This is a genomic window from Bacillus sp. FSL W7-1360 (assembly GCF_038592975.1).
GTDB classification, from domain to species: domain Bacteria; phylum Bacillota; class Bacilli; order Bacillales; family Bacillaceae_D; genus Shouchella; species Shouchella lonarensis.
Genome location: NZ_CP151950.1, coordinates 2,510,326 through 2,524,883, shown reverse-complemented (window position 1 = coordinate 2,524,883; position 14,558 = coordinate 2,510,326). Strand labels below are relative to the sequence as shown.

At 42.5% G+C, this 14,558-nt stretch carries 12 protein-coding genes; 6 read left to right on the top strand and 6 right to left on the bottom strand.

The features are described from left to right. Nucleotides 1-62 precede the first annotated feature (62 nt). On the bottom strand, nt 63-353 hold the full coding sequence (locus tag NSQ26_RS13060; protein WP_090774728.1) for a WXG100 family type VII secretion target: 291 nt from the start codon (nt 351-353) through the stop codon (nt 63-65). 362 nt (nt 354-715) lie between these two features. Here NSQ26_RS13060 and esaA point away from each other — a divergent pair, with 362 nt between their 5' ends. Both esaA and NSQ26_RS13050 read left to right on the top strand, forming a co-directional pair. Further along, nucleotides 716-3,697, top strand: coding sequence for a type VII secretion protein EsaA (esaA, locus tag NSQ26_RS13055; protein WP_499718464.1), 2,982 nt, complete (start codon nt 716-718; stop codon nt 3,695-3,697). Beyond that, nucleotides 3,687-4,157 carry a type VII secretion EssA family protein gene (locus tag NSQ26_RS13050; protein WP_499718463.1) on the top strand — a complete coding sequence of 157 codons (471 nt, stop codon included), beginning with the start codon at nt 3,687-3,689 and terminating at the stop codon, nt 4,155-4,157. The genes esaA and NSQ26_RS13050 overlap by 11 nt, the downstream gene beginning before the upstream one ends. Before the next feature lie 117 nt (nt 4,158-4,274). Here the strand turns inward: NSQ26_RS13050 and NSQ26_RS13045 are convergent, their stop codons facing one another. Further along, nucleotides 4,275-5,699: a hypothetical protein gene (locus NSQ26_RS13045; protein WP_499718462.1), complete on the bottom strand. Its 1,425-nt coding sequence runs from the start codon at nt 5,697-5,699 to the stop codon at nt 4,275-4,277. 188 nt (nt 5,700-5,887) lie between these two features. On the opposite strand from NSQ26_RS13045, the gene NSQ26_RS13040 reads away from it, so the two are divergent. Genes NSQ26_RS13040 through galE form a run of 3 tightly spaced genes read left to right on the top strand, consistent with a single transcriptional unit; the run spans nt 5,888 to nt 8,368 of the window. Beyond that, the gene (locus NSQ26_RS13040) at nt 5,888-6,808 is read left to right on the top strand and encodes an LCP family glycopolymer transferase (protein ID WP_499718461.1); all 921 of its coding nucleotides are present in this window, start codon (nt 5,888-5,890) and stop codon (nt 6,806-6,808) included. Nucleotides 6,809-6,819: 11 nt separating this feature from the next. Then, nucleotides 6,820-7,308, top strand: a complete 489-nt coding sequence (locus NSQ26_RS13035) for a tetratricopeptide repeat protein (protein WP_499718460.1) — start codon at nt 6,820-6,822, stop codon at nt 7,306-7,308. A 55-nt stretch (nt 7,309-7,363) separates the two neighbouring features. Beyond that, complete coding sequence (galE, locus tag NSQ26_RS13030) at nt 7,364-8,368, top strand: UDP-glucose 4-epimerase GalE (RefSeq protein ID WP_499718459.1); 1,005 nt, start codon at nt 7,364-7,366, stop codon at nt 8,366-8,368. A 52-nt stretch (nt 8,369-8,420) separates the two neighbouring features. Here galE and NSQ26_RS13025 read toward each other — a convergent pair whose 3' ends face one another. Together NSQ26_RS13025 and fabZ are read right to left on the bottom strand one after the other, a co-directional pair. Continuing rightward, the gene (locus NSQ26_RS13025) at nt 8,421-10,877 is read right to left on the bottom strand and encodes an alpha-amylase family glycosyl hydrolase (RefSeq protein ID WP_499718458.1); all 2,457 of its coding nucleotides are present in this window, start codon (nt 10,875-10,877) and stop codon (nt 8,421-8,423) included. Between the two features lie 162 nt (nt 10,878-11,039). Continuing rightward, nucleotides 11,040-11,477 (bottom strand): 3-hydroxyacyl-ACP dehydratase FabZ, encoded by a 438-nt coding sequence (fabZ, locus tag NSQ26_RS13020; protein ID WP_090774720.1) that lies wholly within the window; start codon nt 11,475-11,477, stop codon nt 11,040-11,042. Nucleotides 11,478-11,579: 102 nt separating this feature from the next. On the opposite strand from fabZ, the gene NSQ26_RS13015 reads away from it, so the two are divergent. Beyond that, nucleotides 11,580-12,347 carry an alpha/beta hydrolase gene (locus NSQ26_RS13015; protein ID WP_499718457.1) on the top strand — a complete coding sequence of 256 codons (768 nt, stop codon included), beginning with the start codon at nt 11,580-11,582 and terminating at the stop codon, nt 12,345-12,347. Nucleotides 12,348-12,374: 27 nt separating this feature from the next. Here NSQ26_RS13015 and NSQ26_RS13010 read toward each other — a convergent pair whose 3' ends face one another. Then, nucleotides 12,375-13,457, bottom strand: coding sequence for a Ger(x)C family spore germination protein (locus NSQ26_RS13010; RefSeq protein ID WP_499718456.1), 1,083 nt, complete (start codon nt 13,455-13,457; stop codon nt 12,375-12,377). Continuing rightward, a complete protein-coding gene (locus tag NSQ26_RS13005; protein WP_499718455.1) occupies nt 13,447-14,556 on the bottom strand; it encodes a GerAB/ArcD/ProY family transporter in 1,110 nt (369 codons plus the stop codon). The genes NSQ26_RS13010 and NSQ26_RS13005 overlap by 11 nt, the downstream gene beginning before the upstream one ends. Nucleotides 14,557-14,558 lie beyond the last annotated feature (2 nt).

Sequence of the window (14,558 nt, the reverse complement as noted above, 5' to 3'; positions counted from 1 at the left end):
AGAAAGAGCGCAAATCACAATCCACAATAATATGAATCGCGATTGCGCTCCGTTGACATTACTTAGTATCCAATGCGGCTACGGATTTCTTGGTCTGTTGTTTCTACAACATTGGCAATATCATCTGTTTGTGCGCTGAGCTCTTCATATAATTGGATGAGCTCTTCTACGTGCTTACGCTTATCTTGCCATTGCGCTGCAAAACCTTGAAATGCTTCACCTTCCCACGTAGAACCTAACTTGTCGATACGCGCATCGCCTCTTTGTAGTAGATCTTGATAAGATGATGCGTCTGTACGTGTTTCATTTGCCTCTGTACGTAGTTCTTCTGGAGTCATACGAATTTGTGCCATGAGAGAATTTCCTCCTAAAAATCATATTTTTTTATCTTACACACTACTATTCTAAATGTGAAATTACAGCGCTGTCAATAGTTTTTTGAAGAAACTTGGGAAATTGGGGTAAATAATGCCAATCACCATCATTTTTTATGGATTAAGAGACATTATTTCTCATTCCTATCCATTATTCTACACGATTTTCTGTGATGTTGAAACTAAAAAGGACACATATTTTTTCACCTGTTCACACGTTCCTACAAAATTAATGATTCTCACCAGTCATTTTTTCTGTTATTATTGTGATAAAATCGGTTACATAGAGTCGAATACGATCGACACATATGTAAACTTGTCAAAAGGAGGCTACATAAACTGTGAAAAACAAGAAAGGCTTGATTACGTTACTCATTGCCATTGCGGTCATCGCTGCAACACCGCTCGTCTTTTTTAACTACATCGGTTCTGAGCCCATGTTCCAACCGAAAAACACGACTGATCAAATCGCGATTGTCAATGAAGATGACGGTTACCAAAAGGCGCTTGGTGACGATATTATTACGTTAGGTCAAGACTTAGTCCAAACGATTCAAGATAAGGAATCTGGGTATGAGTGGCCTGTCGTCAGTCGACTTGCCGCACAATCGGGAATCGACAACAAGGAATACGATGCAGTCATTTTCATCCCGTCCTCATTCTCGCGTGACATTATGTCATTTAAAGAGGCAATACCAAGTATCACAAATGTTCGTTACGAAATGTCGCCTCACTTAAATGCGAAAAACCAAGAACGTGTGCAGAAAGAATTAGAAGCCGCGCAACAAACGTTAAACGGTCAAGTCACCGCGATGTATTGGCGCTATGTGAGCGAAGAAATACACGGGGTTCAAACGAATTTTGATGAAGTGCTAGATAAAGAGGTTAATTTCTTAAATGAAATGCACGCCTTTTATGCCCCGAGCTCTAAAGAACTTGGACAAGAAATCGACCGCCAACGCGAGAGACTTGGACAACTATTTTCTTACTCTAAAGACGCAACCGGGATTGCGGGAAATTCCCATAGCACATTGTCAGAAGGTGAAAAAGCGTTTGAAACACTTACTAAAAATATTGACACTTACCTCACTTACCAACAAGATTTGACGACTTCCTTACTCGCTACTGATCAAGCAAATGAACAGTTAATCAGTGATTCGTCTACTACGTTCCAAACATTATTGCAAGATGGCGAGAGACGTGTGAGAGAAGGACAAACCCCTTTCCAACCGCAATTAGAGAATAAGGGGGAGAATGTTTATGCCTTCTTAAATCAGTTTCATAATGGAATGGGTACATTAAATCAACAAATGTATGGCTTTGACAGGAATATGAACACATCTTTCCACACATTAAATAATGAGATTGAGCGCCTGCCAAACACATATGAGCAAGTAATCCAATCTTATAATAAAGGAAATAATTGGGGCGTATTTATTTCTACACTCAAGTCCACCTTGGCGATGCGTAACGAGGTATTGAGCCAACACACGCTCCCATATGATCCTGGCCATTTGACGATGCCTTTACACCCTTTAGAACCTCTAGAGCCAGACATGCTTAAAGATGTACTCGAACATGTACAGTACATTAGAGCGTCCCTTGTGGAACTTGAACCAGAAAAGGGTGATGTGAATCCCGATCCAACGCCTGACCCACCGGAGGAGTCAGACGATCATAACGCAGACAAACAGGAAACACCTGAAGAAGCATCCAGTAAAGATGATCAAGAAAATGTCCCTAGTCACACCGACAATTCCGCATACGATACTTGGAAGCTGACAATTGAACGTACAGATCAATTAAAAAAGGAATTGGAAGAAGACGTACAAAAAGATATCAACGACAATCGTGAGCTCGTCTCACAATACATGGGGTACCTTGAGGATTTGCATGAGTTGGTAGAATCACTACAAGGTAAAACAAAGGAACTTCCTGAGACATTCCTTAAGAAAGTCCAACAACGTGAAGAAAGAATCCTATCATCTCCACCAGCAAGTGACTTCCAATTTTCATTTGTTGATCCGATTGAAAACCGTGATCCAAATGCACTCATGGATTACTACAATCTTTTAGGACAACTAGAATTAGCCAGTCAGTTACATCGCGCTAGTGGAACGGTTGATCAAGACATACGCGATAAGGCACTGAAAGATTTTGCTCGTACAGCGCAATTAAAAGCAGGCCTGCAAGACTCCGAAAACAACGTGAAGTCGTTCATGTCCTTAACTGAGGATATTAACAACTTCCAGACATTTTCCGTAGATGCACGTGGCGAAATGGACACACTTCTTCAAGACACGAATACCATTCTCACCAACCTTAGTGCAGAAATAAAAGAAGAACAACAACTTGTTTTATCATTAGCAAATGAAACACGGGAATCTGCCAACAATACGTTAGAGCAGATGAGAAGCAGCCGTCAGCCAATTGAAATTGAACCGGGTCCAGTAGAAGGACTGGATGGCAGTCTTGTGCAAATTAGTCATCAAACCTCTCTCAGTGAAATTGAGCAACTCGGTCAAGCGGTCTCCTCTCTAAGCGAACACCAAGATAACTTAATCGGGTCAACTGAAGACATGTTTACACAAGTGGCAACCGTGCAAAACAAATCAGATGACTTAAATGACCGCTGGAAAAATAGCGTGGGTACGACACAGCTTGTTCATGATGATATGAATAATATTCTTCAAAACGCCATTAACGATGGGTATTACAATGATAATATATACAGCTACTTGTCCAACCCCGTTAACGTTGCTGGTGAGCAAGTTGAAGGACCAGCTGAACCGTTTACCCCACCAGTTGTAATGCTTGTCATTATCTTGCTTGTCAGCTTAATGATTGGTTACTTGGCTCATCACTATAGGGAATTGCCTATTCCAGTGCATCTTTCACTATATGGCATTCTATCCATAGCTCTTGGATTAATCATTAGCATTTACGGGTTAAATATTTATAAGATGACTGACGCACAAGCAATTCAGTGGACAATCATTACCGTATTGCTTATACTAGCAACTGCAGGTGTGATTCGACTACTGCTCATGATCGGACCGTGGATGGGTACGCTTGGAAGTGTACTAATCATCTTCTTGTTTACAATCCCATTGCTTGACATGGCGATGCCAAACTTCCATTCCGATAACCCAATAGCAGCATTATTTATGTCAATCCAACATAAAGAACAGCAGTTATTTTTCCCTGGTGCTGTGATATTAGCAGCGATCACATGTCTTTCAATTGCAATACCTGTAGCTAAACACATTCGCGAAAAACATAAGCTACGCAATGAGGCGGAGGATGAGGAGTATGAGGTTTAAGCATTTGGTTGGTTGTTGCAGTGCAATAGCGATACTAATGACAGTATCCGCCCCCCTCTCTTTTGGGGCTGAAGACGCAACACCTACTAACCCAGCTGAATACCAAGAACGTACAATACGACCAGAACTACGCAAAGATGATACAGAAAAAGATAGTCAAGAACCGACACGTGTACCTGAAGAAGTCAATCAACTTCAGTTTGATCAACCTTTAGAGCAAGAATACAATGAAATGGTTAGCGCACTCTCTTTTACTGGAGAAGACAAATCGACCACAGCAGCCGTTGCTAGTCACATTGGATTATTTCATGTGGCAGACCCTTTACCTCAAGAAGCGCCGCATAACGAAAATGATTCCGTTGCCTGGCTCCCTTGGGTGTTAGGTACTGTTGTGGCAGGGCTCCTCGTGACATTGTTTGTATATATCTTGCCTAAAGGGTTTAGCATGACTGAACAATAATACGATGTTGACACGGCTTTAAACTCCCCAAACGCCACTTAAAAAGTGGGCGGTTTGGGGAGTTTTATTTAAAAGAAAAAGCCACAATATCACGCGACATTGTGGCAGCTTCTATACTTATTCATACATATATAATTCGACAGTACCCTCTCTAACAAACCCGGCATACTCTAGTTCTAAAACAAAGTAATACATTTCTTCTTCTGTTAGATCGAGGTCCGAGCCAACCACTTCATTTGCTTCTAACGCCGCAATAAACGCCTGAAACTCTTCATCTGTCATATTTTCCTTGAATGCCGCTTCTATTTCTGCGGCATTTGTTTCAGCCTTTTCCTTCATAAATTCAGTGAGTACCGCTTCCATACGTCCCTCAATCTCGTTTTCAGCTTCTTCAAATGTTGCTTCCATGTCGCTCTGGTTTAACGCTTCCCGTTCCTCACTATGGAACTGGAAGTTTACATCTCCATAAGTATAAACACTTTCTACAGACATTGTTCCCGTTGTTTCGTGTCCATCTTTCTCAGATGAGAATACCGCGCTATATTTGGTTTCCGCTATCTTGCTGTCAACGAGTTTGAACGCCAATTCATGCTCAATTTCCACTTCGTCATCAGACTCAAACAATATTTCTTCTAAATTCTCGATGGCTTCATCAAGCGTAATAGACATATCATCTTCAAAGTGCGCTTTTGCTTCTTTGTCTTCTTTCATTTCTTTGAGGGCGTGCATATAGGCACGGACGAGCATATCATTTTTTACACTCAAATTAATCCAATCATTTTCTGAAGAAATATATTTCCCTTCTGTTTTCTCCTGTAAATATTTCATTACTTCTTTCCCAACAAAAGTTCCCCATATGTGATGCTCTCCAAAATAAGTTTTTCCCTCTCCTAAATCAAGATCAGCATCTTCAAAGTTAGAGACATACTTTGCACCTTGAATCGCTTCTTCTATTACAGGAATGATCGCATCCTTCATTCCTCCTACAAAGCCGTCAACAGCCATTCCTTCTTCTTCCATCACACGCGTTAATTCTTCTCCTTCAGGTGTGTTCAGGTATACATGATTTAAAAGAATATCGGTAAGGTCTTGCAGTAGTTTAGGATATACATCTAAGTCAATCGCTACTTCTTCTGCCTTTTCATCTAAATACATTCGGAACGGCAGTTTCACACCGACGTTTTCTCCATTCATATCGCCATTGATATGAAACATTGCATCTAGTTCCATTACTTTTTGTTTACGATCATAGAGCGTTGATACATCCCCTTCAATGTTTTTCAACATATCTAACATCGCATCAACATACACTTGCTGCTCCTCTTCCACATCAAATGTTTCTCTTGAAGTTTGATCGAAAGACAAGGTCATATTAAAATCAGAATCAATTTTTACCTTCTCTTCCTTTTGAAGCGCTTCAAATGCTTTTAATAGCTTCACTTCTGGTGATGCCATTTTGGCGTAAACAAAATATCCGCCTCCGCCAAGTCCCGCTATTACTAACAATACGGCCATGACTGTTAAAACTCTTTTCATTGTCATATCAAACCTCTCTATTAGATTTTTACTACGTATGGCAAAAGCGCTAGAAACATTTCTTCACACATTTTCTCACGTTCTACCTTTTGCATCTTATCATTTATCTCATCTCACATGCAATACATTCATTGCCCATTCTACCTTTCCTCGTTATAATTAACCTAAACTTAAACAGGAAAGGTGCAGATCCGATGAAAAAGATTTTCAAAATCACAGCAATTGTGCTCAGTATCTTGTTTATTAGCGCGACTGCTTACGGCATTTATGTATGGACCGACATTAAAAACACGGCGAATGACATGTATGAACCATTGTCAGAAAGAGAAGGAGGGAAATCAAAACTTCTCCCTACCGCAGTGAGCGAAGGAGAGCCGCTATCTGTGCTAGTCGCTGGGGTAGACCACACAGCTGGACGTGAAGACGAAGTGGTCGGACGATCTGACACCATTATTTTAATGACACTTAACCCTAAAAAAGGCTCAACAAAAATGTTAAGCATTCCCCGCGACACACGCACCTTAATGGTCGGCAAAGGTACAACAGAAAAAATCAATCATGCGCACGCCTACGGTGGCGCAGAAATGTTAATTGACACCGTTGAACAAACGTTTGATATTCCAATTCATTATTACGTAAGCATCAATATGAAAGGTTTTGAGACATTAATTGACGCATTTGACGGAGTGAATGTCACAAATGATTTGGCCTTTTCAATGGATGGCACCACTTTCGAGAAAGGCCCGCTTCTTTTGAATGGACAAGACGCCTTAAAGTATACCCGCATGCGCTATGACGACCCTCGCGGAGATGCTGGCCGAGCTGCTCGCCAAAGAGAAGTGGTCACCGCACTCATGCATGAAGCGGCGTCACTTGGATCGATTACAAAAGTGGGAAAGATTTTAGACGTGCTCGGTGAAACCGTTCGCACCGATTTAGCCCCTGATAAAATATGGGACTATCAATCTATTTATCGGCCTGCACTAGGAAACATTGAAGAATCAGAAGTTGCTTATACCGGAGAAACAATTGATGGCGTATGGTATGCCATTGTGTCTGAAGAAGAAAAAGCACGCATTCGAGATGAGTTTCGCCGGCATTTAGAGCTCAATTAGGAGGTATTCAGATGACAAAAGTTTCGATCCAACAAGCAGCGGCACTGCGTCAGGAAGGCAAATTACACGAATCTAATCGGATGTTTTGTATATTAGCGGAGGAAAATCCCAACAATGCCGTCATTCAATCCGAATGTGGGGGCAGCTTTGATTTGCTTGGGGATGAACGGGCAGCGATTCCATACTACGAAAGAGCCATTTCATTGGGGCTAACGGGTGAAGCACTTCTTGATGTGTATGTTAGTCTCGGTAGCTCTTACCGTGTGTTAGGTGCGTATGACAAGGCGGCAGCCGTCCTGCAAAAAGGACTCACCATTTTCCCCGATGATCCTGCCCTCCATGCATTTTACGCAATCACGTTGTATAATCTAGGTAAGCATAAGGAAGCACTAACACGCATGCTCACCTGTTTAACAGATACAAGCACTGATCCACGCATTACTGCTTACAGCCGAGCACTATCTTTTTATGCCAAAGATCTTGACAAAGTTTGGTCGTAATCAGTTGTCTTACTAAACAAACGTTTGTTTAACCCAATAAGGAGGCTTTTCAACTATGTCCATTCTTGTTACGGGCGGGGCTGGTTACATTGGTAGCCATACATCTGTCCTACTTTTAAATGCCGGATATGACATTGTCATTGCGGATAATTTTTCTAATAGCTCAGAGGAGACCATCGCACGTATCACTGAACTAGGTGGACGAGCACCGGCGGTTGAGCACGTCGACTTATGTGACATGGCAGCGCTAGATGCTGTGTTTGCGCGTTATCCGATTGATGCGGTCATTCACTTTGCTGGCTTAAAAGCAGTTGGAGAATCGGTTGCACAGCCGTTGTTTTATTATGGCAACAACATTGTCAGTACGATTAACTTATGTAAGTGTATGGAAAAGTACGATGTGCATCAATTAGTGTTTAGTTCATCAGCGACGGTATACGGGATGCCTGAAACTGTCCCACTACGCGAAGACGCGCCGCTTCATACACTAAATCCGTACGGAGCGACGAAACTTATCATTGAAAACATGTTGCGCGATGTGAGCGCATCAAATGCTGATTGGCGTATTGCTTTATTACGCTATTTTAACCCAATCGGCGCGCACGAAAGTGGTTTGATCGGTGAGGCTCCAAACGGTATTCCTAACAACTTGATGCCATACATTACCCAGGTTGCTGCTGGCGTCCGCGCAGAATTGTCCGTGTTTGGCAATGACTATCCAACAGCAGACGGGACATGCATTCGCGACTACATCCATGTGATGGATCTTGCCCAAGGACATTTACAAGCGTTGAAAAAACTACCCACAATTAACGGCATTGATGCGTACAATTTAGGGACAGGCACTGGCTATAGTGTCCTCGATGTCATTCACACGTTTGAAGAAGCAACTGGTGTGACCATCCCTTACCGCATTGCCCCACGCCGACCAGGTGATGCCCCTGTCTCTTATGCTGATCCAACAAAAGCACATACCGAGCTTGACTGGAAGGCAGAACGTGGCTTACACGACATGTGCAAAGACGCATGGCGTTTCCAATCGCAAAAAACAGATCATTAACAAAAAGCGCCTCGCCCCCTGAACAAAGGGAGCGAGGCGCTTTCTATCTAACCTACTTTGAAACGAGCAACATCGTTCCACCATCATGACGAGATGGCAATGCCACTGTCAGTTCACCATTTGCAGTTGCCTCATACGTCGTACCACTGTACAAGTCAACAATCGCTTCATGTGCCTTAAATCCAGTAAATGTATGCGTCTTTTCATGGTCGCCCACATTTAGCGCGACAAGGATAGACGTGTCTTCATACGTGCGTGTAAATGCAAGGAATGCTTCACGATCAGATCCGGCAACATATGCGCGATCTCCCTTGGCAAACACTTGTGGATACGTCGAACGCGCTTGGAGTAATGCACGGTAGTGAGCGTGCATGTCGTTTCCGGCTACTTTCTCCCACGGGAAAACGTAACGGTTTTCGTTATACGGATAGTTTGCACGTCCACCCATACCAATTTCTTCACCATAGTATATAACAGGCTGACCTTTTGCAGTGATTTGTAGCGCTGCCGCCAGCTTCAACTTACTTTTGTCACCACCGACTTGAGTTAAAAATGTGTCTTCATCATGAGAACCTAAAAACTGCCCAAGTGTGGCATCATTTGTAAGCTGCTCATTGCGCCACTCAAGCAAAGCATTGACCGATTCTACGCTGCCGCCAACAAAATCACGGGCATAGCGCTTAAAGTCAAAGTCAAGCAGCGCATCCATCATCCCTGACTGTAAATAGTCGTAATCATCGTGGACACTCGCTCCCCACGCCTCACCAATTAACTTGAAATCCGGCTTTTGTTTCGTCAACTCATTTTTAAAGTGCATCCAAGTCGTCGGTTCAACATGTTTCACTGTATCCACACGGAAATAATCAATTGTATTTCCTTTTGCTGTTGTTGAACGTTCAATCCAGTCCGTCTGCCACTTGACAATCTGCTCCCGCACATGTGCTTCTTCCGTTTTAAAATCTGGTAACCCAGCTAACTCCCCACGCACCATGTCATCACCGACATGATGCCCTTGCCGTAAAAGCGTTGAAAAACGCGCACGCTCATCATCCGTCGGATAGCCAAATGGACGAGATGATTCAGGCAATGCGTCTACTTCCCTCAGACCATAACCAGTATGATTTAACACAACATCGGCCATAATTTTTATGCCGCGTTCATTCGCTTCATCAATTAACTCATGAAACTCTGCCATCGTACCAAGATGTGGATTCAACTTTTCGAAGTTAATTGCCCAATAACCATGATAGCCATAATCAGGGATTGTGTCGCCATCCGCTTCTTGATGACGAACGTTAAAACGAATATTTTCCACAATCGGTGTCAGCCAAATCGTATTGATCCCTAAGTCCTGTAAGTAGTCAAGTTTTTTCGTTACACCTTTAAAATCCCCGCCTTGATACGCGTTATGATGACGTGGATCATATCCAATACCATACGGATCATTGTTTGCTCGGTTTCCATCAAAGAAGCGATCCGTCAACATAAAGTAAATAACTGCTTCATCCCAGTCAAAGTCGCCTTTTCCAGCAAATGTCCGCGGCGAGACTATCAATGTCGCACTCCCAGTGTAACGATTCCCATCCACATCAATTGCTGTAATTGGCAACAATTTCTCACCAGCGGCGGTGTCTTTCCGGACATTGACTGTCACTGCTTGTAATTCAGGGTCAATGAAAGTCTCTTCCTTCCCACCTAGTGCACGTAAATCAACGGATATTGTTTCCCACGCAACATCTTCATCTAAATGAGACTCGATTGTAAGTACCGCGTTTTCATTATAAGTTACCATCTGCGGTGCAAACTCACCTGTTATTACCTCTTCATATGTCACTTGTGACACCCCATCCACTGTATGGTATGGATCATTTACTTCCCGCTCAACACCACCTGATTCAACCAAAAATGTATATGGATAAGTGCCCGGATCAAGCTGGTCAACAGTGACGGTAAACCATTCATTTTCTGTTTCATATGTCATCGGCACCTGTCTCCCGTCAATAGACAAGGTCACCCCATCAATCGTATCCATCTCATCGCGGTCATATAAATTAGGATCACGATAGAAAAATGTCACTGCTCCTGCTCCAATAAGTGGCTCACGCACTTCAGGAACAACATGAAACACTGCTTCACCTGATTTGACAAACACTTTTGTTAATCGGTCGCGCTCGTTCACACGAATAAACCGGTCGTGTCCAATATCCTTTTTTGCGTCACCCCAGTCAGTCCCATGTCGTACGATAAAACCAACGTTGTTTGCTTCTCCGCCTAGCGAAATCGTAGCAATGGCTTTACGGTCCTGGAATGTATGAAAATCAACTTGTCCATGATGATCGTCTGTATCCCATACCCATAAATTCCAACCATCATAAATTGCTTCGTCGCGCTCATAAGTAAATCGAATCTCCTTTTTCGTAGCCGCCTGACTATGTGTATTTGTCACACTACATGTGAACACAATAAGTAGCATTGTGAACCATATGATTCTCAAAACCGTTTTTCTCATCATTCTTCTCTCCTTCTAACAACACCTAGCGCAAACGTTTGCACTAATAGGTGTGCGATATGTAAGCACTTTACAAAGAAGCATAGCACCGCTCCTTCTATTTAGCAATATCATTCCTGAAATAGGAAGACCAGGATGGATTCGCCGGTCTCCTATTCAGCCTTACGAGCGATCACTTTGCTTAAAGGCAAACGTCATCTCAGCTTGCGCCGCAACCTCGCCGTCGACATAAGCCACCCCGCGTGCTTTGGCGACAGGACCTTTCATCCGCGTCATCTCTACCTCGAGACGAAGCTGATCGCCAGGTCGTACAGGTCGTTTAAATTTGCATTGGTCAATTCCGGCAAATAGTCCGATTTTCCCTGCATGCTCTTCCTGTGTCATGACCATACACCCGCATACTTGTGCCAATGCTTCAACAATCAACACACCCGGCATCACCGCGTATTGCGGGAAATGACCATTAAAAAATTCTTCATTCGCACTCACGTTTTTGATGCCAACTGCCATCTTCCCCGCCTCTAACTCGACAATACGATCCACAAGTAAAAACGGATAACGATGCGGAATGAGCGCTTTAATCTCTTCAATATGTAACATGAAAACCTCCTCAAAAAAGTAATGTTCTCTCACATTTCATTGTACCACAGAATGTTTTTTCCGTTATACTGTACAGAGACACAAAAGGAGGTACTTTCAACGATGGCACTTGCGACAATCCAATACAAATCTACAGCACTCGGTAAACAAACCCGTGTGCATGTCATTTTACCTGAACAAGCAACGCCGCCATACCGCACCTTATATTTACTACACGGATGGGGCGATGACGACAGCTCTTGGTCACGTCAAACGTCGATCGAACGCTACGCGAATGCATACGATCTTGCTGTTGTCATGCCGAGCGTTGATTTAAGCTACTACACAGATATGGACTTTGGCGGATCTTATTTTACCTTTTTATCGAAAGAATTACCTGAACGGCTCACCCGCTACTTCCCACTTTCCGAAAATCGTGAAGACCAATTTGTCGCTGGATTGTCGATGGGTGGGTTCGGTGCTTTTAAGTGGGCATTACACCATCCTGAACGCTTTGCAGCCGCGGCCAGCTTCTCTGGTGCACTTGATGTCAACATGATTTTTGATCTGTTCATTGGCATGGGTCACATTGAATTTAAACCACTCGCGCAAGCAATCTTTGGCATGGACCTTGATATTGACGGACATGGTGCTAATTTAATTGCATTAATGAAACAACATATCGAGCAGCAAACAAACATACCAACTCTTTACCAATATTGTGGCACTGAAGACTTTGTTTATCCAATTAACGTATCGTTCCGTGACCGCGTTTTACAATTAGCCGTGCCTTTTAACTATGACGAAAGCACTGGTGGACATACATGGGATTACTGGGACTCCTGTATTCAAAAATGGCTTACTACCTTAAAAAAAGAAGGATACTTATAACTACACGCTCGCCTTCCAGCGAGCGTGTTACTGGCTGACCCCTGATTCAATAATTTTCACACTCACCGTCGCGTTTAAAGCCATTTGTGGGTAAATTTCTTCCCATTCCTTGATATCCATTGGTCCGCGATGAATCACCTGATCCCCAAAACCAATGGGATCAAGCTTCTTCTTCTGTAAGTCATCTAATAACTTTTGTAACCTCTTTGTCATCTCTTTTTCACTATAAGCGGTAATCTCTTTTAGTCTCTCTTCCGTTAAATTTTTCCCACTGTATTCACTTAGGCGCGCCTTCACCCGTACATGAATGTCTATGGACGGATATTGTTCCTTTATATTGAAAGTAAACGATTTACCTGACCTGAGCTCTTTTAAAACCGCTTGTTCCCCGTTCTCATCAATTGGTAATTCAATAAATCCTCCCGTTTCATAGTCATCTGTCAACAATTTAAAGAAGAATGCTTGCTCCAAATTAAGTTGATCGACCCACTTGTCCCCTTTAAATAAAGCCAAACCTTGTATGCGAATATACTCATCCGTGTAAACAAGTAATGGTAAGAAAGGATCTTTGCCTTTTCCATAAAATGCCCGCATAAACAAATGCATATTTGTTCTTGGTAAGTTCCCTCGATTAATATTATGGTTAATTAACCGATTTAAATAACCAATCTCTTCTTGTTGAAAAGGATAATTGTTCTCTAATAATTCTTTTGCTTCTCCATCGACAACCGCCAAATAGGCACGTGCAGCGACTTTTGGGTCACGATAATACGTATCGAGTGTATCAAAAATCCCTCTCTCTGATAAATCCGCACCGAATAAGATGCCTGTTAGTTTCCCAGCATGAAGTGGATGCGACGTCATACTATCCATCCTAATTCGATGGTGCCGAGCAGAATCAGAAGGTGCAGATAACGTTGTTGTTTGATAATTTTTATCTGCCGAATAAGAAATAATGCCTACTGTGCCAATGATGTCATCATCATCCCCAGCATCAAAACCAATCGTCTGCATCAGTTGCAATTCATCCAACACATTCGTTGTGTTTGGCGCCAAAAGTGCCACACAGATAATTACAAGTATCACAAGCACACGCCACTTACTGTTCACGCGTAGCCCCTCCTTTCTTCCAGAACAAACTTAATAACCAAAGAAACGGGATGAGTCCTAGACTAAACAGTGGCCCAGCACGATTAACAACTGTATTTAGTAAGTCAATGGATTCCCTCGAATTAAACTGGATTGTTAAGAAAAACACAATGATGATTCCCCATTTTGCAGTTGTCCGGTGTTGAACGGAAAACTGTCGCTTCCATAAACGACTTGCAGCCCAAATAAACAATAACACATTTGGAAAAATGGTGATTAACCAGATGGCAATCCCAACATATTCAATCCGTTCAATTACAGGCAACATTAAAATTTTCCATATACTTAACGTAGGCCAAATCACATGTACAAGCTGCTCATGGCTGTAATAAATAAACGTAAATACTGCAATCCCCAAGTAAACAATCGTCGTCCATGCTGAACCAAGATGCGCAGCTAGACGCACTTGTTTTTTCTTTCCTTTGCTTTGAATAAAGGGGTAATACACAAGTAACACCTCAGCCCCAGCAAAACTTAACGTCATTAACATGACTGCGTCGAATTGCTCGCGTAATGTTGTATGAAATAACGGGAACAAATGATGCCATTCACCGTATTCAAGCGTCGCAAAAAACGTTGGCCACAACAACGATGAGAGAAAAACAAAGAAAAATGTCACCCCAGTGATCACACGAAATCCTTTTCTTATTGTGTAATACGAGACAAGTAAAACCAATACCGCCAAACGCCATGAAGTAAGGTCTGGGTAAACCCATACTTGAACGACTTCGATATATGTGCGCAATACCACTACGGCTAGGAAAACAAAATATACAGAGAAAAGCAACGTGACAAGCCAACCCATCCATTTTCCTAGTCCCTTACACGTAATATCATGAAGATCGCCCCCACCCACTTTGTTAATGGACGAAAACATCATTGCAATGATAAGTTGATTCACGATCCCTGCTAAAAGAATGGCAATCCAACTTTGATAACCAGCAGCATCAGCAATGTAACGAGCAAAACCTAACACCCCTACACCGACTTGTATGCTATGAACAAGAAAAAAGACCATATACGGTGGTACTTGAAGATGCTTAGGTAGTTCTTTTTCCATCA

Excerpts from the sequence above, each read along its gene's own strand:
- galE (WP_499718459.1), top strand. The coding sequence starts at position 7,364 with ATGTCCATTCTTGTTACGGGCGGGGCTGGTTACATTGGTAGCCATACA.
- NSQ26_RS13015 (WP_499718457.1), top strand. The coding sequence starts at position 11,580 with ATGGCACTTGCGACAATCCAATACAAATCTACAGCACTCGGTAAACAA.
- NSQ26_RS13045 (WP_499718462.1), bottom strand. The coding sequence starts at position 5,699 with ATGACAATGAAAAGAGTTTTAACAGTCATGGCCGTATTGTTAGTAATA.
- fabZ (WP_090774720.1), bottom strand. The coding sequence starts at position 11,477 with ATGTTACATATTGAAGAGATTAAAGCGCTCATTCCGCATCGTTATCCG.
- NSQ26_RS13050 (WP_499718463.1), top strand. The coding sequence starts at position 3,687 with ATGAGGTTTAAGCATTTGGTTGGTTGTTGCAGTGCAATAGCGATACTA.
- NSQ26_RS13035 (WP_499718460.1), top strand. The coding sequence starts at position 6,820 with ATGACAAAAGTTTCGATCCAACAAGCAGCGGCACTGCGTCAGGAAGGC.
- NSQ26_RS13005 (WP_499718455.1), bottom strand. The coding sequence starts at position 14,556 with ATGGAAAAAGAACTACCTAAGCATCTTCAAGTACCACCGTATATGGTC.
- NSQ26_RS13060 (WP_090774728.1), bottom strand. The coding sequence starts at position 353 with ATGGCACAAATTCGTATGACTCCAGAAGAACTACGTACAGAGGCAAAT.
- NSQ26_RS13025 (WP_499718458.1), bottom strand. The coding sequence starts at position 10,877 with ATGAGAAAAACGGTTTTGAGAATCATATGGTTCACAATGCTACTTATT.
- NSQ26_RS13040 (WP_499718461.1), top strand. The coding sequence starts at position 5,888 with ATGAAAAAGATTTTCAAAATCACAGCAATTGTGCTCAGTATCTTGTTT.